Here is a 21,638-nt window from a genome sequence, read left to right as displayed (position 1 = left end):
CGGCCGATGGCCCGATCGTCCTGGCCTGCGCGAGGATGCGGCGCGTTTCCCGGGAGGGATTGAACGGCCGCTCGTCCTGCGGCAGTACCACCGTGCCCGGCCTGTCGGCCAGCATGTGGGTGCGCAGCAATGCCTGTGTCTGGAGGTTGCGGATTTCCAGGTGACGGGCAAACTTACGCACCAGCACTTGGCTGCCGATGGGAGCCGGTTGGGCTGCGTAGCTGCTGTGGTCTACTCGGACGCACGTGTCGTCGCAGACCGTGTAGACCTTGTCGGTGAAGTATTCGAAGTTGCGCGCCGGCAAGGCCCGCAGATGGGGACGCTCCTCCTCGAACATCGCCTGGACCTGGCGACGGGTGCTGCCGTGAATTCTTCTGGCCGCCCAGTTTGATTCCCATTGCTCGAGGAAGGCGTTCTGCTCCTCGATCGATTCGAACCGGCGCCCCTTCAGGGCCGTGCCCTGGGTATGCTGGATCGCGTTCTCGACGGTGCCCTTTCGATTCGGATCCCGAACGCGAGCCGGGTCCGCTACCACGCCGTAGTGAGCGAGCATGGCGGCATACACCGGATTGAGTTCCGGCTCGTACAGGTCCGGTTTGACAACGCCTTCCTTCAGATTGTCGAGGACGACGTATTGCGTGACGCCACCAAAGTGGCGCCAGGCCTGCTCGTGCAGTTCGGCCCAGACCTGCTTGCTGGACTTCCACACGACGCGGCGGAAGCAGCGCCGCGAGTAGCGAAGCGTCATCACGAACAGCCGCGGCTTGCGATAGCGGTTTGTGCCCGGCACCCTGGTCAGGGCTCCCTCGCCATAGTCGACCTGCGCTTCCTCGCCGGGCAGGAAGTCCAGCCGGTCAAACTGGGCGGGCTCATGCTTGCGCACTGTGCGCACGAACCGCTTGACGCTGTCGTAACCGGCGACGAAGCCAAACCGGTCCACCAGATCCTGGTAGATGGCCATGGCGTTGCGCCGCAACCGCAACTGGGCTTCTATGAACTCGCGGTGTCGCTCGCAGGCCGATAGCTGGCTGCCCTTTGCCGGTGGGCAGGGTGGAGGAATTTGCAGCTCGGGGCCGGTGGGCACCGTGGGGGAATTTGCCTGCGCCGCCGCGAATTGCTCCTGGTACTTACGGATCGTCTTGCGGTCAACGCCCGTAATCCGGGCAATTTCCCGCTGACGTTTGCCCGCGGCGACGAGCGTGGCGATGGCTGTTTGCAGATGCGGCTTCAAGACATTCACTCCAACAACCCCTCTTCTTCTTCATTCGAGGGGTGCAAGGTAACGTCCTGCCATACCGCGCCAGCATCATGCTCCGCGCGTCTCTAGGTGGGGGAGTTTGAGGTGCCCACAGGTGGGGGAATTTGCCCGCCCATCGGGGCTGACCTCTCGCGATTCAAGCGCGACGCGACTGTCGCCGCATCTTTGAGGGAGCGCGACTAAACGGGCAATGGCACTTGCGGCAATATGAATCGCGCATATCTCGTTGAACACGCGCGCCTTCGTCTCCGCCCCCTAAGAGGGCGATCAAGCGAGTCCACCACGCGGTTATAGCTCGCTCCATGCCTTAGTTCCTTGGTCGAGCTGGTTCACATAGGGAAATCGAACCGCTCCCATATGACCCCGATTTGTCCGTTTGAGGACACACTATATAATCCTCCCCGCGCCATGAACGCGACATAAGTGAGACCTCATCCGACCGTGCCCGAGCCAGTCTGGCAGATCGCGCAGCATTGAATGCGGCCGCGTCGACCAACCACACACTACAATTCTGTTCAGTCATGCAAAACCCAAGAATAGCTGTTCTGATCCCTTGTTATAACGAAGAAAAAGCGATCGGCAGCGTAATTCGGGATTTCCGGGCCGCTTTACCCGACGCTCAGATTTACGTCTATGACAACAATTCGTCTGATCGCACCGCAGAAGTCGCTCAGGCCGCCGGCGCCATCGTTCGCACAGAAGTGCAGCAGGGCAAAGGTCACGTGGTGCGCCGCATGTTCCGCGATGTGGAGGCCGATCTTTATGTAATGGTGGATGGCGACGACACGTACGATGCCAGCGTTGCCGGTCACATGGTCGCCTTGGCGCTGGAAGGACCACACGATCTCGTTAATTGCGTTCGCCGCGAAGTGGAAGATGCCGCTTATCGGGGCGGTCACCGGTTCGGTAACCTGATGCTGACTGGTGTGGTCCGCAGGATCTTTGGGAATCGCGTACAGGATATGCTGTCCGGGTACAAAGTCTTTTCGCGACGCTTCGTCAAATCGTTTCCCGCACTGTCACAAGGTTTCGACATCGAAACCGAGCTCACCGTACATGCTCTCGAACTGTCGCTACCAGTAGCTCACGGCGAAGGAACCTATCGTGGGCGCCCCGATGGTTCGGAGAGCAAGCTGCGCACCTATCGCGATGGATGGCGAATCTTGATGCTGATTTTGAAGCTCATTCGTCACGAGCGCCCAATGCTGTTTTTTGGCGCGTTGGCTGCCGTGTTCGCTGCAACTTCGCTTGCTCTTGCTGCGCCCGTCGTCGACACGTTCCTGCAATATGGGGTTGTGCCACGCCTGCCGACGGCGATGCTCGCGATGGGCTTGATGACAATCGCCTTTCTCAGTGTCGTGACAGGCACGATACTCGATACTGTCTCGCGGGGCCGCCGGGAAACGCGCATGCTCGTCTATTTGCAGTACCCCGCACTTACCTCGCCTCGCCACTAACGAGGGATCACTGCGCCATGACACCAGCACGGGGATGGGCCGCGATGTGTTGCGAGGCCTTGCGACACTCGACCACCAGGCAATTCATGCGCTTTTGCGCCGTCGGCATTGTCGGCCTGGTGGTAAATGCCGGCATTGTCGAGTTGTGGGTGCTATACGGTAGCCCACTAGTCGCTCAGATGGTTGCGTTCCCAGCGGCTGTCACAGTCACCTGGCTACTGAATCGTCGCTATACGTTCGGCGCCAGCCGATATGCTGCGCATCATGAATGGATGCGTTATGTGTTGGCTAATGTGCTTGGCTGGGCGGCAAACAACGCAATGTACTTCTACCTTGTGCTGCACGTCGCTATCGCCTATCGACACCCGATGCTCGCCGTGGCAGCCGGCTCGATAGCCGGTATGCTGCTCAATTTCACGGGATCGAAATTCCTCGTTTTTCATAAAAAATAAACGACCTTCAACCATGCCTGGATCAAACCCTATCGATTTGCGCGCGACCAGAGGCCTTAATCGATACTTCATTCCAACCTGGGTGTTCCTATGGGGCACCGTCGTAGTTTATTCGGCCGTCTATCTTGGTCATCCCTCTTTGCCGGGCAATAATCTAGCTTTTCCGCAAGGCTGGTGGGGCTGGTTCGATCAAAGCCAATACCTCAAAGAAGCAAAGGCACTCGCCGCGCACCAGTTTTCCCCGGACAATTTTTACTATCCGGTCCTTTATCCCCTAATCGGGCGTATTTTCCTGCACTGGACCCCTAACCACCCATTTTTCTTGTTCGACGGCTTTTCGCTACTGCTATTCGTCTATGTGTTTGTGAAATTCGCCGACCATTATCTGTCACGAGTCGAAATCCTCGTCATTACGGCGGCATCGATTTGGTTTCAACCCACTGTAATCGACAACTTCGCGATTCCATGGACTACGTCCGGTACCACATTGATTTACGCGCTTTCCCTGCTGATCCTCATACGACAGCGGGATACCCGCCAACGCGACGATGACAGTCCTGCGGCCCTATTGTGGGCAGGCTTGCTTTCGCTACTATTCGGGGCGCTCATTATTCTGCGCCCCGTAGACGTGGTGCTGGCAGCCGTCTTCTTCCCGGCCTACATCTACTTCGCCTTGCCGTTTCGCGACATAGCGAGCCTGCTCAGGCAACGCAGACGCGTGCTCGCGATCTGCTCCGCCTTGGGCTTGGGCATCGTGTTTGGGTTGATGCTGTTTGCAGCAGTCAACTACAGAATCTACGGTAAGCCGATGGGTGGATACCTGCAATCGACCGCAGGCGCCAGTGGCTATTTCATCACGGAACTGCCACGCAAAACCTGGTCGCTGCTGTTCGACGCGAATTCGATTTACCTCGAACCTCAAGCCGCGCTGGTCACCCACTATCCCTGGCTGCTGCTATCCATTGTCGGCGTCGTCATCGCAATAGCACGCGGCGACCAGCTGCTGCGGGTCGTAGCATTGGCAATCCTGCTGCATTTCGCGCTATATGCGCCGTACGGCGATTTGCTGCCGGAAGGCATGTGGCGTTACCACAACATCCACTACTTCAAATGGGCGATTCCCTATCTGGCGTTGCTCGCCTGGCTTGCGCTACGTTGGGTTTGGGGCGGCTCCGAAAGTAGGCTCCAGTCGCGTGTACTGCGTGCGAGTTGTGCGGCGATACTCGTCCTCTTGGTGCTCTGCCTGCAATTCAAGATCAGCGACATCGATAGTATCCAACAAGCGCACTCCACATCGCAGGATGGCAATCCAGTAATTGAAGTCGTCTGGTCGGCTCACAAATCGCCGGCTGACTTCATCGATTTTCATGGACTGACCGGTCAGTTCACCGACGTATACTTCGGTCAGCACAGGGTGTGGGTGGATGGCCACGAACTGGGTCGCATCCGCGACTTTCGGATGATCCCAGCGCCCTGGGGCGTACGCCTGCTATTCAATCGACCAGTTACTGGAAGCGATTTCAAACTCCTGACCGGTAAGGGACTAACCGTACAATCGGAAGCGTTGCAGGTAGTCGCAGCATCCTATCGACTGGCTCCGGGCCGACCGCGCTTGCCCGTTTTTGCGCGAAAGCTCGAAGAGTATTGACGCTTTCAGAATTCGCGACACACGCTATTACGCTCGCAAACAAGATAGCTCGATTGGGTGGATCGGCTCATGACGAAGATGGCCGTTGCCCCGTGCAGGTGAACGCTTTACTGCGCAGGCGTTGCCATCGACTTCATTGAGCCGCCCCGCTTGTTTCATTCCTCACGCGAGGGCTCAAGCAGTAGTGACTGAGCAGCCCGCCCTGGCAGGCATCCGGCAGGTGGAAAGATTCGCGAGACAACGGGTGCGTTGCAGGAGATGGCGCCGCAATGGCTTTTTTCTGGTTTGTCGCAACTCCTCTCGGCTCACGCTATATTCAAACGAAAATAAGAAGTCTCTTCCCGCTGAATAAACTACAGGGCCGACCTTGAGACAAGCATGGCGGGTAGCTTTGTCGGCCCTGTCAGTCACGCCGTTCCGCTTCAAGGATTTGTCGATACAAAGCCGTATAGCGATTGCCCAGCGCCTCCCCGGAAAACAATCGCTCATAGCGTATTCTCGCCGCGCCACCCATCTCCCACGCTCGCCGCTCGTCCACCAGCAATGCGTTAGCGGCCTGCGCCAACTCCTGCGGTGCCTCGGGTTGCACAACAAAACCCGTCACGCCATGTTCGTTTACGTAGGAAGTCCCCGAGCCAATCTCACAACTTACCAATGGCTTTCCGAACATCGCCGCTTCGACCAGTACCATGCCGAAAGCCTCTGAACGCAATTGCGACGGCAGTACAAGACCTCGACAGCCATTCAACAATGCGTTCTTTTCTGTGTCGGACACCTGCCCGGCAAAGACCACGTTCGAGGCGCCGCGTTCTTCTGCCAATCTCCTCAGGCTCGTCATCTCGGGTCCGGATCCGGCAATTACAAGCTGTGCGGGAATAGACGAAGCCGCTTCGATCAGCGTGTGCAACCCTTTGTAGTAGCGCAGCACACCGAGCGACAGGAAATAAGGCCGTCCATCGAGCCTCAGCCTCTCGAGCACGTTTGAGTTTGCCGATTTCACTTCCCCGGTTGCGTAGTCAGCAATTCCGAGTGGAATCACATGAACGCGCTGCGGATCGACGAATTCTCTCAAGACCGGGCTCGTACGAGCGTACGCCGGTGATGTGGCAACGACAGCAGACATCGAAGCGAGCATGCGGCGCATAACTGGCCCATACAGATGCCCAAGCCAGCGCTGCCTCACGACGTCGGAATGATAGGTCATGACAGCTGGCTTGCTGCGATCACCTAGCAGTCGCAGCACATCGCCGAAGGGCCATGGAAAATGGAAGTGGAGAACATCAGCCCATGCCGCGAGTTCGCGATACTGGCGTATTGAATCGAAACCCCCGAGATCGCATGACGCCGGCGCTGCCCAAGACCGCGAGCGCCACACATGCGCTTCGGGGAAATCTATTTCACGCGGATGCGGATTCGGCGATAGCGTGAAAATGCGCGGGTCCACCCCACATGCGCGCGTTGCACGGCATACCTGCCTGATTGCCTCCTGGAGCCCACCTGGTGGATCAGGGAAGTAAGTACGATAGACATGGAGCACCTTCATGCTGCACCCATCCATGTCAGTGGCGTCGATAGCGGACTCCGGTCCAGACGGGCGATCGTCGCCTCGAGTTTTGTGTTGTTTCCGTGGAAGTGGCTCAGGCTGCAGCAACACCGATTCTCGTCCGGCGCGTGAATACCGGACGAGATGCCAACTGACCTGATAACGCTGTTGCGCGACAATTCGGCAAGGTATTGGCCGGTGGATCCCGAAATACCAGTGATCAGGACTTTGCGCACGTCAGAACGAAAAGCCCGTTCCATTGCGGCGCAGGTCAGCCTCGACCATCATTGCACACAGTTGTTCGAGCGTCACTTGAGGCTTCCAGTCCAGTTCGCGTGTCGCCTTTTCAGGACTGCCGATCAGCAAATCCACTTCGGCCGGCCGATAGAACTTCGGGTTGATCCGCACCAACGTCCTACCCGTCTCCAAGTCGATGCCAGTCTCCTTTTCGCCTTCGCCCTTCCACGAGATCGCGATTCCGGCAGCCTTGAACGCCATCGTCACGAAATCACGGACCGTCTCAGTGCGGTTCGTCGCGAGTACATAGGTGTCGGGCTTATCGGCCTGCAGCATGCGCCACATACCTTCGACGTACTCTTTCGCATAGCCCCAGTCACGCTTGGCATCCAGGTTACCCAGTTCCAGTACGTCAAGCTTGCCGAGTTTGATCTTCGCCACCGAGTCCGTAATCTTGCGCGTGACAAACTCGCGCCCGCGAAGCGGTGATTCATGATTAAACAATATTCCGCTGCATCCGAAGATGCCGTACGACTCGCGGTAGTTAACCGTGATCCAATGTGCGTACAGTTTCGCAACGCCATATGGGCTGCGCGGATAGAACGGCGTGCTCTCGATCTGCGGCACTGCCTGAACCTTTCCGAACATTTCGGAGGTCGACGCCTGATAAAAGCGAATCGCCGGGTTCACGATACGAATCGCCTCGAGCAGATTCAACGGCCCGATGCCTGTGATTTCCGCAGTGGTTGCCGGCTGGTCGAACGACACGCCGACAAAACTCTGGGCTGCGAGGTTGTACACCTCCGTCGCACCGGTCGTCTGCAGCAGGCGGATGCTTGACGACAGATCCGTCAGATCGTACTCAACCAGATGAAGGTTCGGATGATTCTGAATACCCAGCTCTTCGATGCGCCAGAAGTTTACGGAACTTGTACGACGGTACGTGCCGAAAACAGTGTAGCCTTTGCCGAGAAGCAGTTCCGCGAGATATGCGCCGTCCTGGCCGGTGATGCCGGTAATGATTGCTTTCATGAATATTTTGATCTACAAAACGAATATTTTAACGAGAAGGAATGCTGTCAGGACATGCGCTGTTCGATGCTTCCGGCGAATCTGCACGCAAACCAATCTGCTCTAACAGTTGCGCCGTGCTCTGTGACCATGTTAGCCAAGGCATGCCACCTGATTCGGGAACGCTGCCTTCGCGCAACAGGTCCAGCCAGGCCTCGAGTGCCTCTACCAGCTTTGAGCCGTCCAAGCCGTTGAACCAGTATGCGTGCTGGCCCGCAACCTCGCGGAACACCGGGATGTCACGCGCGATGATAGGCAGATGGTGTTGCGCCGCCTCGATCAGCGGGAGCCCGAAACCCTCGTACTCCGAAGCGGCGATCAGAGCCGAACTCGCACCGTAAACTTGCTCCAGATACTCGTCACTAATGCCTTCGAGCCAGAACAAGTCTCGACCGAGTTTCGGGTGCTGGAGAATCCGCTCGATGATTGTCTCCATGTGCCAGCCGGCCTTGCCAACAATAACAAGGTGGACGTCGGCGTTCTTTGCCCACAAGGCATCGAACGCGTCGAGCACTTGGGCGTAACCCTTGCGTGGCTCGATCGTTCCGACCATCAGAAAACTCGGCCGCGAGCGGAGCGCCGCGAGCACCGCAGTCGCGTCAACAGGAACGCCCCAAGTTGGCGCACTACTGCCGATATCGGCACCCAGGTGAAAATGGCGGATTGCCGGAACGCGGCCGAGACCTTGCCGCTGCTCGGCGTACCAACGACTGACATCCAAGGCAACGGCTTCGGAAATACACAAGAGACTGTCTGCTGCGTTGGATAGCCCATCTATCCAGTGCGTGAAAGCCGTCGTCATCCCAACTGAATGCCAGCGAGTGTCCATCAGTGGCGTCAGATCGTACACGACGTAGTGAATTTGCACGCCGGTCATGCGCATGTGCCACAGCGTCTCGTTGATCGCCGGGAACAGGTGTGCGGTCAGATCGAGTCCAACGAATACGTCGCCCGCGCCAAACGTGACAGGCACATCTTGCACGTGCTCGTCAGGCTCTCCGAGATAGCGCGCTATAAACTTGTTTGCGTACTGCAGGCCCAGACCATCCGGCGTATAAACCGGTTCAACCCGGTATCCCCTCGGTGGGTGCTTGAGCAACTGCAACAGAATGCTGCGAACCACGCGTTGAATTCCGGACTTCGCATCGCGCATCACCAGTTCGGAAATATCGACAAACAATTGACGTTCGCCGTTCACGCGCCTGACAACTTTATTGTTTGCATCCAGACTGCTGCGCACGAACGCCTTGTCGCTGGCTTGTGGCGTTGCCGGGCTGTTCTGCTGCAAGTGGGTTTGAATTGTCTCGTAGCGATCGCCCTCAATGACCGCGTCGCAAGTAGAACGCGCCTTGGTCTTTCCACCGAATGCTGCTTCCAGACCATCAAGGGCAAGTACCGCGGAACGCTCCCAACTAAAATTCTTGGCGAACTCGAGACAGTGCTTGCGCAACCCAGCCAGAAACTGCTTGTCAGTCAGCGCGCGCATCAGTTCCCGGGTCATGTCGGGAACGGAAAGTGGATCAAACAGTGCATCCTCGCGGCCAATCACTTCAGGGAGGCTGCTCGTTTGTGATGCAATGACCGGAGCACCGCACGCCATCGCCTCCAGTGCGGGCAAGCCAAAGCCCTCATACAAAGAAGGAAAAACCGACAGTCGGCATAGTCCGTACAGCGCTACCAAATCGTCCTCCGACAGATAGTCGGTCAGCCGAAGCTCTCGCTCCGTCAACCCTGCCGACGCCGCTTTATCGGTAAGCACCTGACGCATGCCATCCGGCAACTTACTGCCGATCACCAGTTGCAGATTGGCGCGCAATTGCGCCGGCAATGCCGCATAAGCGTCGATCAGACGATCAAAATTCTTGCGCGGATCGAATCCACCGGGAACGTAAAGCACAAACGGCGAGGTAATGTCGTATTTCGCCAGTAGCTGATTTGCTGACTCCGCATCCAGCGTAACCGGTGCGAAATCACTACTGATTGCAGCCGAAATACTGACAACGTGTTCCTCGGGAATATCCAGCTCCGCAATAGCTTCTCGCCGCGAGTAGTCGGAAATCGCGAGCATGAAATCCGAGCGCTTGAGCGCCGCGAGCTTGCTCATGTAGAACTCGCGGTAACCTGGATCGGCCAGGTAAATGTCGCTCATTACGTGCGGAATCAGGTCGTAGAGCGTCACTGCTGTCGGCAGATTTCGGAGACCGGATCCAATGCCGGTATTAGCTTCGTCGCCCCACCCTTCAAACAGACTGGACAGATGAATGACATCGGGCTGCAAGTTCCCGAAAAATTCCTCCCGTACCAATTGAGCTGCACGCGAGCGCCACCCACCACCGTCGGTCATGCCGGAGGTGTTTGGCGGGCATGTGAAGACCAGAATGCGGTCCTGTCCGATCAGGCCCGTGAAAGCGTTCCGCAAGACTGGGATTGTCTCGGGGAACTTTCCATTCAACACGATGTACAGTTCGTGACCGCGGCTTGCCGCCTCGCGCACCATTGCGCACGCAAGCGACAACGAATAGCGGCCGATACCTCTAAATCTGCTTTCGCACTGAGCCGACTGGAGGTCAATTGCTATGCGCATCTTCGCGTTTCTCCTGATAATCCGCCCCTGTCTGGTGCGCGTTGAATCTGCACGCTCCGATGGCCACACCGAGCAGTCGCCCGCCAATCGGTTTCGCCTCTTCTGGTAGCGAAACCCGTAGCGAAATTTCTACGTCATCGCCCGCCGCGCTTGCCTCGGCATCCAGCATGAACTCACTCCAGTCCGTGCCAACCGGCACCCCAGTCTTCCAGGTTTTTTTGTTGACATCAATATCCACCGTTGCACCACACACTGAATGCCATCCGAATACCAGTTGCCCGGGCTTCATTCGAAAGTGGCATTGAGTACCAGTCCATGCAAAATACCGGTAAGGATCGGACTCGATCGAAAAGAAACCGTGGCTTGAGCGTTGCAGATTAGACAGCACTATTGCCTGGTCGAAATATGTGGGACGAGCCTCGGCAAATGACACGGTGCGCATCGCCAGAATCCGCTCCTCCGCCACACTGCCGTCCTGCCGCCGAATATTGCTGATCATCACGCGCTTGAGTTCGGCCCCTTCTGTCTTCGGCACGACAATCTGAAATGGCGTCCAGTCCTCCGAAATTTCCACCTGCCGGTAGGCCACTGCTTCATCAATGCTGATATCGGCCGTCGCCCCCGCCTCGGAGCGCCACACCCCCTGGATAATCCCGGCCTGACAATCGAACTGTGCGATTCCGCTGGTCCATGCAAACAACGGGTCATCATCCTGTTCAAGAGGCTTGTACGCATTGAATCTACACGCGCCTATAGCCACACCAAGCAATCGCCCACTAGTCGATTTCGCCTCTTCTGGAAGCGAAACCCGCAGCGAAATTGCTACATCATCGCCTGCCGCGCTCGCCCCTACGTCCAGCATGAACTCACTCCAGTCCGTGCCGACCGGCACCCCCGCCTTCCAAGGTACTCCGTTGAGGTCAATATCCACGGTTGCACCGAACTCTGAACGCCATCCGAACACCAGTTGCCCGCGCTTCATTCGAAAGTGGCATTGCGTACCGGTCCACGCAAAATACCGGGAAGGATCCGACTCGATCCAAAAGAAACCGCTGCTTTTCCGTAGCAAATTGGACAGCACTACTGCCTGATCGAAATTTGCGCCACGTGCCTCATCGAATGACAGGTCGCGGAGTGCCACACCCCGCTCCTGTACCAGACTGCCGTCCGGCTGCCTAATATTGCTGATGGTCACGCGATTCAGATCAGTCCCTTCCGCCTTTGGCACAACAATCTGAAATGGCGCCCAGTTCTCCGAAATTTCCACCTGCTGGTCTGCCACCTCATCGCCAATGCTGATATCGACCGTCGCCCCTGCCTCCGAACGCCACAGCCCTCGGATAATGCCGGCCTCGCAGTCGAACTGTGCGAATTCACGGGTCCACGCAAACAAGGAGCCGCCATTGTCGCGCTCTATCGTCCTGAATCCGCCTTTGACATTCGTTTCAGCCGAATCACCTTGTAGTTCGCGGTATACACGGAGTAGCTCGCCAACACAGGTATGCCAGGTAAAATTGGCTCCCGCAACGATACTGGACAGAAAGGCCCGTGCGCTGCTACGTGAGACGCTCTGAGCGATGGCTTGACTGATGCCATCGACATCATCATGAGCTACGTAGAGCGCTCCTTCGCCAAAATATTCACGCGTGCAACCCTCCTCCGTTACGACGACGGACGCGCCACAAGCAAAAGCTTCCAGCGCTGCAAGGCCCGGCGTTTCGAGTGCGCTCGGCAACGCGAAGACCGAGCACGCGGCATAGGCCGAACGTAGCTCATCAGAATCGTGTGGAAGCGGACCCAGATATTTCAGTTGATCGCCACCTTCGGCAAAGCACTGGCTCGCATAATCCGTATCGCGCACATGGCCGATGAGGACCAGTTTCAATTCGGGATGTTGCTTCAGGGCACGAATCAGGTTCAGCTGATTTTTTCTCGGTTCGATATTTGCAACGTTCAATACGAACGGCTCATCGATGTTGAATCTCGAGCGGAAAACATCCGGGCTGAGTCGTACCAGGAAATGATTGTCGATGCCGTTGTAAACCGTCGCGAATTTTTCGCGCTCGATGTTGAAAACCGATGCAAGAAGATCGCACTCTGCGTTCGAATTGCAAACGACTCGATCAGCCAGAACGAAAATTAGCCGGATTTCGTCGTATGGATAGTTGCCCTTGGTTTCCTCGGTAATCCACAGATTCGGGGACACTACCAATGGCATCCCGATGCGCTTCATGAACGAACAGAAGTGCAAGGATCCGCTCATGCAAGAGAAAAAGTGCATGAAATCGTGTTCCTTGAACTGCGGGTTCCACATATCGAGCAGTTTGACGTCTACACCGTGCTCAGGCAAATGCCGGTAATACTGCATAAGCTGCACTTCCCCGCCGCCCGGGGTGTGAAATGCCATCGGATAAGTATTAAATAGTACTTTCATGCGAAATTGGGGCGCGCTAGCGATGCCCGTTCAAGGACTACTGTTGATTCTATACGGTCAGCATTGGCCGCTTGCTCCCGGCCTGTGATGCCTGACACGCCTTCAGACGGCAAAGACAAAACAACGGTAACCAACTCTTTGCCAGTACCGACGCGTTTCAACTTTGGTGGCCTCACATATCTTCGGCAGCACACGTTCACCGAAAGGCGCCCCGCTCCACGACCTCAGTTGCCGTTCACAGTGCACAGGTCGAACTAGCCGCGCCGCGACTGACCCGCTCCAGCATCCGGTCAACCCGGGCGTCCCACGTATTATCGCCCACGCAAGCTAGCGCCTCGCTTTGGCTCAGGCGCCCGCGGCGCAGTTGCCGCTCGATAGACGCGACGAACGCTTCTGGCGTCGCGCCGACTTCGAGCCCGTCGAACTGGCCGCTCGTGAAGTCCAGCGGCGTCGAGACGACCGGCAATCCCGCCGCCAGGTACTCGAAGAATTTCATCGGAAACATCGAGCGCGTATAGTCGTTCAACAATGTCGGCAACAGGCCGACTTGCATCCCCCGCAGGTAGTCCGGCAACTCTTCGTAGCGCCGATACCCGAGGAAGTGCACGTTCGGCAGCGCCTTTAACCGCGCGACCCACTCGCTGCGCTGGCCCTCGCGCTCTTCGCCGATGAAGAACCAGCTCCAGTCCGGACGCTGCCTGGCCGCCTCGAAGATCAACGCGAAGTCCACCTTGAAGTCGGACAGCACGCCGTGATACACGACGCGCGGCCCCGCAATGGCACCCACCTCCGGCGGCACGAGCGCCGCCGCGTCGAGTGCCCGCCCGAAATGTGCCGTGTCGACAACGTTCGCAAAGAAGTGCGTGTTCGAGTTGTAGAGCTCGCACTTTTCACGCAGCGCCTGCGCCGTCGTGAAGACAGCGTCGCAGGTCGTCAGCAACTGCTGCTGCGCCGCGTTGAACCCGCCGACATCCACGCCGGGAATCGCCGCGAGATCGTCCACACAGTGATACACCACCGGTCCGTGCGGCAGCGCGCCAATGGCGTCGAGCATGAACGGGTGATACGTCCAGATCACCGGATCGCTGAACCGGTGCTGGCGCGCGAACCGGACGATGCCGTGTCTGAGCAGCCACTGATTCAGGCGCCGGACTGCCGGCCAATGATGTCCAGCAGGGATCATCAGTGGCGACAGCACCCACACGTTCGCATCGCGCCGCGGCGGCGTCAGAAAATTCGAACGCAGGCCGCTCCACAGGCGCCGCGCGATGCGCTTCCAGTCCTTACCGCTCGCGATCCGTGGCGCGCGCAGGCCAGGACTTTCCACATAGAGCACGCGCCATCCGCGCCGCGCGAGCGCGCAAGCCGTGTGCTGCTTGTTGGTCCAGTAAGGCTCGTCCCAGTCGGCCGTAGAGAAAAGGATGCAGTCGCGCGATGAGCCGTCCGTGCGCGTCGCGTCAGTCACTGAGCACCTCTGCACGCTGGCCCGCGAGGCTGGCCACGATGCGCTGCGCCGCACGGCCGTCACCATACGGGTTGGCACGATTGCGCAACGCCTCGCGGCGAGCCGGATCGTCGAGCCACGCGCTCGCAGCAGCCTCGATACATTCGGGCGTCTGCCCCGCCAGCGTGGCGAAACCGGCATCGACGCCTTCGCGCCGCTCAGTATGGCTGCGCATCACGACGACGGGCACGCCGAAGGTAGGCGCCTCCTCCTGAATCCCGCCGGAATCGCTGAGCACAAGCAAGCTCCTGCTAATGAGGTAGAGGCTTGCCTCGTAGTCCACCGGATCCATGAGAACGAGATTTGGCACGGCGCCCAGTTCGCGCATGACGGGCTCGCGCACCGCCGGATTCAGGTGCACGGGGAACACCCAGCGATGGCCCGCGTAACGCGCGCACAGATCACGCAGCATCTTGCAGATGCTGATCAGCGTTTCACCGAAATTCTCGCGGCGGTGGCAGGTCACCAGAATATGTGGAGGCTCGCCGCCATGCCATCCGGCACGGGCCAGCGACGCGGGCACCTGCTCCCAGGCGCGACGCGCCAGCAGAATGGCATCGACGACGGTATTGCCCGTGATGACGATCTGCGCATCGTCGATGCCCTCGCGCAGCAGATTCTCACGAGCGCGTTGCGTCGGCGCGAAATGCCGCGAAACGATCTGGCCGAGCAGCCGGCGATTCGCTTCTTCCGGAAACGGGTTTGCGAGATCCGCCGTGCGCAGGCCCGCTTCGACGTGCGCCACCGCGACGCCGCGATGAAACGCGGCCAGTCCGGCGCAGTATGCCGTCGTCGTATCGCCTTGCACGACGACCCAGTCGGGCTGCTCGCGCTCGAGCACGCCGTCCATCTCGGCGAGCAACCGCGAGGCAAGCACGTTCAGCGAACGCCCGGGGCTCATCGTATCGAGCGTAACATCAGGAAGGATGCCGAACGAATCCAGCGCCTGCGCGAGCATTTCGCGGTGCTGCCCCGTCGCGCACACCACCGTGTCAGCGACAGGACGCAGCGCCTCGATCACGGGCGCGAGCTTGATGACTTCCGGCCGCGTGCCGAGTACGACCAGCACTTTCATCGCGGCAAACCCTCGTTTGTCACCAGCATGCATTCGCCGCGGTATTCCACGCCGAACGGCAACGTGTTCGCGCCGCCGCGGGACGCGACGAAGCGGAACGCGGCGCCGTCCTCGACGACCTGAAGGGAGGCTTTTGCCGCGAGAAAATCGAGCGCGGCGTTTTCGTCGAGAAATATGGGCCTGGCGGCTCGCGCGCGAATATAGGCGATCAATTGTTCGTGGGCGTCGCTACGCACGGCCTCATCCGGCCAGCCATATTGGTAACGCGGCGAGAACGGATGATCGAGGTAGCCGAACAGCGTGCGCGACTCGCACGCGAGATCGAATGCCTCTTTGAACACGGCGAGTGCGTCGCCCGATTCGAGCATGCAGTCGCCGTGCAGCATCGTCTGCTGACTGTGACCGACGAAACCGTCCGGCAAGCCCGCGAGCGCGCCGCCGCGCGCGATCAGGAACTCGGGGTCGTTACGGATGATGCCGCCCACGCAACCCGCATAGCCGACGTCGCACAACGCGCGAAGCGCGTAATCCGGGCTTTGGTGGAACGGCGACACCGCATAGCGTACGCGCTGCCCAGTCACCTCTTCGATCAGGCGCATCGACTCTGCGCCTTCCGCCAGCGCTGCCTCGTAGCTGCCACCCCAGTTCGGCGCGTGCGTTGCGGTATGCGACAGCAGCGCCGTGCCGGCGGATGCGGCGAACTCGCGCAGAATCGCGTAGTGCGTGTCGTCGCGTAAATTGGACGTGTGGATCGCCAGAGAAAACGGCACGCCGAGCCGCTGATAGACCTGCCATAGCTCGCGCGCCGACTCGATGTCTTCGTCGCAGTCGAGACGAGACGTGATCGCAGCGTCATATCCCCAGGGGACCTCGCTCAATACCGGCTGACACGGCAGCGCTTGCGCGCGATGAGCGGAAAGGAAATTCTCAACGAGGCGCCATTCGAATGAGTCGCAAGGCCCCACCGCGCGGTTGTACCAGAGCACGCTCGACCGCGCCCGCTCCCACAATGCAGCGTAAGCCAGGCAGGAGGCGCCGTCGATCTCGACCGAGGCAAGACGCGCAGCCGGTGGCACATCCACGGGCTGACTCAATGCCCATATGGACCCATCCGCGCGAATCGCGCCGTAGCCCAGGTTGTTCCACTCGTCCGTGAAATCGAAACGCTCGAAGGGCCGCTCCCATGCGCGCCCCCCGAGCAACGCCGCCGAGTCGCCATAGCACACGCATGCGGCACTTTGCGCGTCGCGGCCAGAGCGCGCGGACGCGCTGCGCGCAGCCTGGGCGAGCCCTTCCGGCCAAACCGCTTGTGTGCAGCCGAGACGGCGCGCCAGCGCCTGTGGCAGCCGCCCGAAAACGACGAGCTTGCCGGCGCGTGCATCGATCCATTCAACGAGCGCTTCGCCCCACGCGTCGGGCACGTCGACGGCAACGACGATCGCGGGCGCGCCAGCAGCGAAGAGCGCGGCGCGAGCGAGCGGACGCGCCTGCAGGGCGCTAACCGAGCGCTGCAGTGCCGCCAGCACCAGCCGGCCAGCGCTGCTGGACGGTTCAGAAAAGAGCACGCCGATCATGCGGTCACCACGTGCCGGAACTTCGCGCGCCGACCGACGCGCACGAACGCGTCATGGCCGACATAGGCGATCGTGAAGGCGTCCTGCCAATAGCCTCGCAGCTTCTTCGTCGTGTCTTCCTCGTTGGCCCAAGGCTCGAGCACGATGCGAAGCGTCGGCGGCGAGGTACGCAGGTCGATCTGAAATTCCTGGATGCCGCCGACGCGATGGTCGAGCATGTCCTGGATGTGATGCGTGGGGTGCGCGACGCCGTTAATCGGCACGACGTCGTGAATGCGGCCCACCACATCGGTGAGGAAGAAACCGTTCTCGCGCTCCTCGACGCGCGCCATGTCACCCGTAGCGTAGCGGATGAGCGGCATCAGCCGGTTGCGGTAGCCCGTGAGCACGAGTTCATGCGTGCCATCCACACTCTCCTGCTGCACGCGGCTTTCCGGCCAGCCTTCCGAATCCATGATCTGAAAGCCGTTCTCGTGGCCGTCGAGTTCGTAGGCCATGACCCCGAGTTCGGCGAGGCCGTAACGGTCGATTACGCGGCAACGCAATGCGCGCTCGATGATTTCGCGCTGATGCGGCTCGAGCAGTTCACCGCTCGATTCGAAGACCGAAAACGCCTTGTCGCTCCCATACTTGCGCTCGATGTAGCATGCGAGCGCGAACATCGTGGACGGGTGGCCGTGCGCGAGGTACGGCTTGCGACGCTTGAGCGTCTGCCACATCTCTTCAAGCCCCGTATCGTCGATGCGGTCGAAGAAGATGTTGCTGCGATTCATAGCGAAGCACTTGAAGTCTTCGCGCGACGGCCACGGCGGAACCACCTCGCCCGGAAAGCGGCAAGCGAAGTGAAGCTCCGACCGGTAGCCGTGCTTGCCGATGCGACGGCGCGCATAGAACGTGACCGCCGACGAATAATCGGCCGCGACCTGGTCGTAGAAGATCGTGCACGACAGCCCGGTCGAACCGCCTGTCTTGCAGGCGTGGTGGCGCACATCTTCGAGCGGACGCGAAAAGAGCCGCGCGCCCTGCTCCCGGATGATGTCCTTGGTCAGATACGGCAGTTCCTCGAGGTAGCGTGGATCCTGCCCCGCCTTCTGCGGGTCGAACTGACGCTCGCGAAAGAGGTCGCGATAGTACGGCACGCTTTCGCCGGCGAATTGCAGGATGGACACCAGACGCTCGAGCGAAATCTTGCGGCGCTGGGCGAAGGGCTGCAGGTAGTAGCGCCGCAACTCGTCCACCTTCGGCCGCACGCTGCGCTGTTCGCGGCTCTCCGCGATCGGATAGGCGACGTAGGCGCCGGCCATGCCCTTCAGCAGGCGGAAAGGCTGGTGAAGGAACAGCGACCGGCCATAGCAAACCAGAGGATGATCAGCGCGCATGGAATACATGCCTTTATCTAACCCTTAAACACAAGCTGGGGACAGGCGGCCGCCCTCATGTATCGCCACAGCGCAACGCGCCGCACCGATCAGGCAGCCGAGCGGGAGGCGGTTGCGTCCGCGGAAAGATTGGTATCGCCGGACTCTGCACTGCCCGAACTGGCGGCGGCCGACGGTTCGGCGACGACTGGCTCGTCCGCAACGATCTTGCCGTGCTCGAGACAGATCTTGCGCGTGCACACCCGTTGCACGAGCGCAGGCTCATGGCTCGCAATCACCACGATGGACGCGTCGCCGACCAGCGCTTCGAGACGCTGCGCGGCCTTGGCCTTGAAATCGGCGTCGCCGACGCTCAGCCACTCGTCCATGATCAGGATATCTGCCTCGATGCTCGTGGACATCGAAAACGCAAGGCGCAGCATCATCCCGCTGGAGTACGTCCGCACCGGCAGATTGAGATAGTCGCCGAGTTCGCTGAAATCGGCGATCTCGTCAATCTTGCCGCGGATCCGGGCCGGCTTGAGGCCATCGAGAATGCCGCGCAAATAGATGTTTTCAAACCCGGTTGCATCCGGGTCGAGACCCATCGAAACGTCGAGCAGCGAGGCGATGCGGCCATGCACCTTCAATTTGCCTCGCACGGGTTCGTACACGCCGGTGAGCGTGCGCAGCAGCGTGGTCTTGCCCGATCCGTTATGGCCCACGAGACCAATGCGCTCGCCATGCGAAAAATTGAAGCTCAGTTCGTCAATGGCGCGCACGACCGTGTGCCGGCCGGCGTCATGACCTATGCGGCCGCCGGTGGTCAGATTGAGGACCGCTTTCTTGAGCGATCGGTGGGAATTCTCGTAAATCGGGAATTCGACGACGATTCCCTCTGCAACGATAGAAGAAGTCGTCATAATGTTAGAGCCAATACGGAACGCGGTTGCGGGTCCGGCGCATGAGGAGGTGCGCGAACGCGAACCCGGCCACGAGCATACCGACGGACCAGGCCCACGACTCCCACTGCAGCGGGCGCCCCATCAAGGGCGCGCGCACGAGTTCGATCAGGTGATACAGCGGATTGTACTGCGCCACCCACGCGCGTGACTTCAGCACCTCGGGCGACCACATCACGGGCGTGAAGAAGAACGCAACCTGGATGAGATTGGCGACGATCGGTTGAATGTCGCGAAAGCGCGTGCACAGCACACCGAGCACCACACTCAGCCACACGCCTTGCATGAAGAGCACGAACAGCGCGAGCGGCACGAGCAGAAACTCGATGCTCGGACTGCGCCCGAGGAATACGATCAGCGCGACGACGACCGGCAGGCTATGCAGCAAGATCACGAAATTGCGCCAGACGATACGACAGATGTGCACCGTCAATGGTATGCGGATCTGTTTGATCAGATACCCCGCGCCGATGAACGCGCTACAAGCCTCGTTCGCGACCGACGAGATGAAGCCCCACACGACGAGGCCGATCGCGAGGTAAGGCAGATACTCGTGAATATCCTGATGGAGCAGCTCTGAATAGAGCGCCCCCAACACGACAACCATGATCGCCGTGCTGAGCGTGAACCAGAACGGCCCGAGCACGGAACGGCGATAGCGCTGACGAATGTCGTGCCAGCCGAGCGTGCCCCATACGCGCACGGCGCTCAGGCCGGCGACGAGGTCGTCGCTCCCATCATGGCTAGCGAGGTTCATTTTACCTCGATCGATGACTACTTCACCCATTACGCTCGCCCGTACACGTCCTCGAAACGCACGATGTCGTCCTCGCCGAGGTACTCACCGCTCTGCACCTCGATCATCACAAGGCCGACCACACCCGGGTTTTCGAGCCGATGCTTGTGCCCCGCCGGAATGTAGGTCGATTCGTTGGTAGAGACGAACAGCTCGCGCTCGCCGTTGACGACCTTCGCCATGCCGCTCACCACGATCCAGTGTTCGCTGCGATGATGATGCATCTGCAGACTCAGGCTTGCACCCGGCTTCACTTCGATGCGCTTGATCTTGAAGCGCGGACCTTCCTCGAGCACGGTGTAGGTGCCCCACGGCCGATGTACGGTGCGATGCATCTTGTGCGCATCGTGGCCGCGAGCCTTCAGCTCGGAGTAGATATGCTTGACGTCCTGCGCGCGGTCGCGATTGGCGACAAGCAGCGCGTCCGGTGTGTCAATGACGATCAGGTTCTCGACGCCAACTGCGCCGATCAAACGATCGCGACTCACGAAATAGCAATTGTCGACGTCGTGCAGCAACGCCTCACCTTCCACGCGATTGCCGTGGCTGTCAGGGCGGCACAACTCGCTCAGCGCGGTCCAGGAGCCGATGTCGCTCCAACCGATGGCACACGGCACGACCGCGGCCTGCGTGCACTTTTCCATGACGGCGTAGTCGATCGAATTCTCTGGGACCATGCCGAAGCTGTTCGGCGCGAGCTGCACCTGCGACCAACCGTCGCCTTCCGATGTGCGCGACTCCCGCAGACAGGCATCGGTACTGGCCAGAATGTCGGGGCAATGCTGCTCGAACTCACGCAGGATAGAAGCCGCGGTAAAGCAGAAAATTCCCGAATTCCAGAGGAAACGCTTCGACGCGAGATATTCACGCGCCTTCTCGAGCGACGGTTTCTCAACGAAGCGCAACACCGAGTTGCCTTCGGCCTCGATATAGCCATAGCCCGTTTGCGGCGAGTCCGGACGAATGCCGAACGTGACGATCTTGCCTTGACGTGCCAGCGCCTCGGCTTTGCCGACGGCATCGGCAAACGCGTCGTAGTCGGCGATCAGATGGTCGGCAGCGAGCACGAGCATCACCGCTTCGGGGCCGCTCGTGTTCGCGACATGCAGCGCCGCCGCGGCGACTGCCGCAGCCGTATTGCGCCCAAACGGCTCACAGATGAACGACGTCGCAACGCCACGCTCGTTCACTTCGCGGAACTCGTCTTCGGTCTTGAAGAACAGTTCGCGATTGGTCACGGTCAGGACTTGCTTGACACCGTCGAGCGCGGCAGCACGCAGGAACGCCTTCTGCAGAAGGCTCTGGCCATCGGCCAGACGAATAAACGGTTTCGGGTGCGATTCTCGCGATACCGGCCACAGCCGGGACCCCGCGCCGCCACACAGGATAATGGGTATCAAACTCACAAATTCCTCTCTCGACGCTGTACTATTTATAGACGGCGCAACTAGACATTCGGACACCGCGGCAGTCGTCGAGTCACGCCCTGCCATGCCCATGGCCGCCTATCTGTCGGTAGCGTCTGGGTAAGAGCGGTATGGTGGCATTTTATTCGCACTTCGGCAACAAAACTGTTCCGAATTGCTACAAATTGCAATACCAACAAACGCCCTACTGATTTTACTGATTGCCGCACTCTCGCCTTGACTTGCGGCCTCGCAATATGGCCCCGCCAATAACCACCT

15 protein-coding genes are annotated in these 21,638 nt (G+C 59.5%); 3 read left to right on the top strand and 12 right to left on the bottom strand.

What is annotated here, in order from left to right:
• Nucleotides 1-1,240, bottom strand: a 1,240-nt coding sequence (gene istA / locus M3A49_RS10800; protein WP_266228667.1) for an IS21 family transposase, incomplete at its 3' end; no start/stop codon positions are given.
• 539 nt (nucleotides 1,241-1,779) lie between these two features.
• Here istA and M3A49_RS10795 point away from each other — a divergent pair.
• The 3 genes from M3A49_RS10795 to M3A49_RS10785 are packed head-to-tail and all read left to right on the top strand — an operon-like array spanning nucleotide 1,780 to nucleotide 4,815.
• Nucleotides 1,780-2,715 (top strand): glycosyltransferase family 2 protein, encoded by a 936-nt coding sequence (locus M3A49_RS10795; RefSeq protein ID WP_266228666.1) that lies wholly within the window; start codon nucleotides 1,780-1,782, stop codon nucleotides 2,713-2,715.
• 17 nt (nucleotides 2,716-2,732) lie between these two features.
• Complete coding sequence (locus M3A49_RS10790; RefSeq protein WP_266228665.1) at nucleotides 2,733-3,167, top strand: GtrA family protein; 435 nt, start codon at nucleotides 2,733-2,735, stop codon at nucleotides 3,165-3,167.
• Nucleotides 3,168-3,180: 13 nt separating this feature from the next.
• Nucleotides 3,181-4,815, top strand: a complete 1,635-nt coding sequence (locus M3A49_RS10785) for a hypothetical protein (RefSeq protein ID WP_266228664.1) — start codon at nucleotides 3,181-3,183, stop codon at nucleotides 4,813-4,815.
• Nucleotides 4,816-5,218: 403 nt separating this feature from the next.
• Here the strand turns inward: M3A49_RS10785 and M3A49_RS10780 are convergent, their stop codons facing one another.
• The 11 genes from M3A49_RS10780 to M3A49_RS10730 all read right to left on the bottom strand — a co-directional run bounded on the left by M3A49_RS10780 (nucleotide 5,219) and on the right by M3A49_RS10730 (nucleotide 21,359).
• Nucleotides 5,219-6,358 (bottom strand): glycosyltransferase, encoded by a 1,140-nt coding sequence (locus tag M3A49_RS10780; RefSeq protein WP_266228663.1) that lies wholly within the window; start codon nucleotides 6,356-6,358, stop codon nucleotides 5,219-5,221.
• 237 nt (nucleotides 6,359-6,595) lie between these two features.
• Nucleotides 6,596-7,627 carry a GDP-mannose 4,6-dehydratase gene (gmd, locus tag M3A49_RS10775; protein ID WP_266228662.1) on the bottom strand — a complete coding sequence of 344 codons (1,032 nt, stop codon included), beginning with the start codon at nucleotides 7,625-7,627 and terminating at the stop codon, nucleotides 6,596-6,598.
• Nucleotides 7,628-7,655: 28 nt separating this feature from the next.
• Nucleotides 7,656-10,250: a glycosyltransferase family 4 protein gene (locus M3A49_RS10770; protein ID WP_266228661.1), complete on the bottom strand. Its 2,595-nt coding sequence runs from the start codon at nucleotides 10,248-10,250 to the stop codon at nucleotides 7,656-7,658.
• Nucleotides 10,234-12,684 carry a glycosyltransferase family 4 protein gene (locus M3A49_RS10765; RefSeq protein WP_266228660.1) on the bottom strand — a complete coding sequence of 817 codons (2,451 nt, stop codon included), beginning with the start codon at nucleotides 12,682-12,684 and terminating at the stop codon, nucleotides 10,234-10,236. The genes M3A49_RS10770 and M3A49_RS10765 overlap by 17 nt, the downstream gene beginning before the upstream one ends.
• 235 nt (nucleotides 12,685-12,919) lie before the next feature.
• Nucleotides 12,920-14,149 carry a glycosyltransferase gene (locus M3A49_RS10760; RefSeq protein WP_266228659.1) on the bottom strand — a complete coding sequence of 410 codons (1,230 nt, stop codon included), beginning with the start codon at nucleotides 14,147-14,149 and terminating at the stop codon, nucleotides 12,920-12,922.
• Entirely contained in the window at nucleotides 14,142-15,263 is a 1,122-nt protein-coding gene (gene wecB, locus M3A49_RS10755; protein ID WP_266228658.1) for a non-hydrolyzing UDP-N-acetylglucosamine 2-epimerase, read from the bottom strand. Before wecB ends, M3A49_RS10760 begins: the two co-directional genes overlap by 8 nt.
• Nucleotides 15,260-16,837, bottom strand: coding sequence for a polysaccharide deacetylase family protein (locus M3A49_RS10750; RefSeq protein WP_266228657.1), 1,578 nt, complete (start codon nucleotides 16,835-16,837; stop codon nucleotides 15,260-15,262). The genes wecB and M3A49_RS10750 overlap by 4 nt, the downstream gene beginning before the upstream one ends.
• Nucleotides 16,834-18,216, bottom strand: a complete 1,383-nt coding sequence (locus tag M3A49_RS10745) for a phenylacetate--CoA ligase family protein (RefSeq protein ID WP_266228656.1) — start codon at nucleotides 18,214-18,216, stop codon at nucleotides 16,834-16,836. Before M3A49_RS10745 ends, M3A49_RS10750 begins: the two co-directional genes overlap by 4 nt.
• A gap of 89 nt (nucleotides 18,217-18,305) precedes the next feature.
• The gene (locus tag M3A49_RS10740; protein ID WP_266228655.1) at nucleotides 18,306-19,118 is read right to left on the bottom strand and encodes an ABC transporter ATP-binding protein; all 813 of its coding nucleotides are present in this window, start codon (nucleotides 19,116-19,118) and stop codon (nucleotides 18,306-18,308) included.
• Between the two features lie 4 nt (nucleotides 19,119-19,122).
• Complete coding sequence (locus tag M3A49_RS10735; RefSeq protein WP_266228654.1) at nucleotides 19,123-19,914, bottom strand: ABC transporter permease; 792 nt, start codon at nucleotides 19,912-19,914, stop codon at nucleotides 19,123-19,125.
• A gap of 29 nt (nucleotides 19,915-19,943) precedes the next feature.
• The gene (locus tag M3A49_RS10730; RefSeq protein ID WP_266228653.1) at nucleotides 19,944-21,359 is read right to left on the bottom strand and encodes a mannose-1-phosphate guanylyltransferase/mannose-6-phosphate isomerase; all 1,416 of its coding nucleotides are present in this window, start codon (nucleotides 21,357-21,359) and stop codon (nucleotides 19,944-19,946) included.
• Nucleotides 21,360-21,638 lie beyond the last annotated feature (279 nt).

The sequence above is a fragment of the Paraburkholderia sp. CNPSo 3076 genome (assembly GCF_026343935.1).
Lineage (GTDB): Bacteria > Pseudomonadota > Gammaproteobacteria > Burkholderiales > Burkholderiaceae > Paraburkholderia > Paraburkholderia nodosa.
This window is presented reverse-complemented; position numbering and strand designations above follow the sequence as displayed.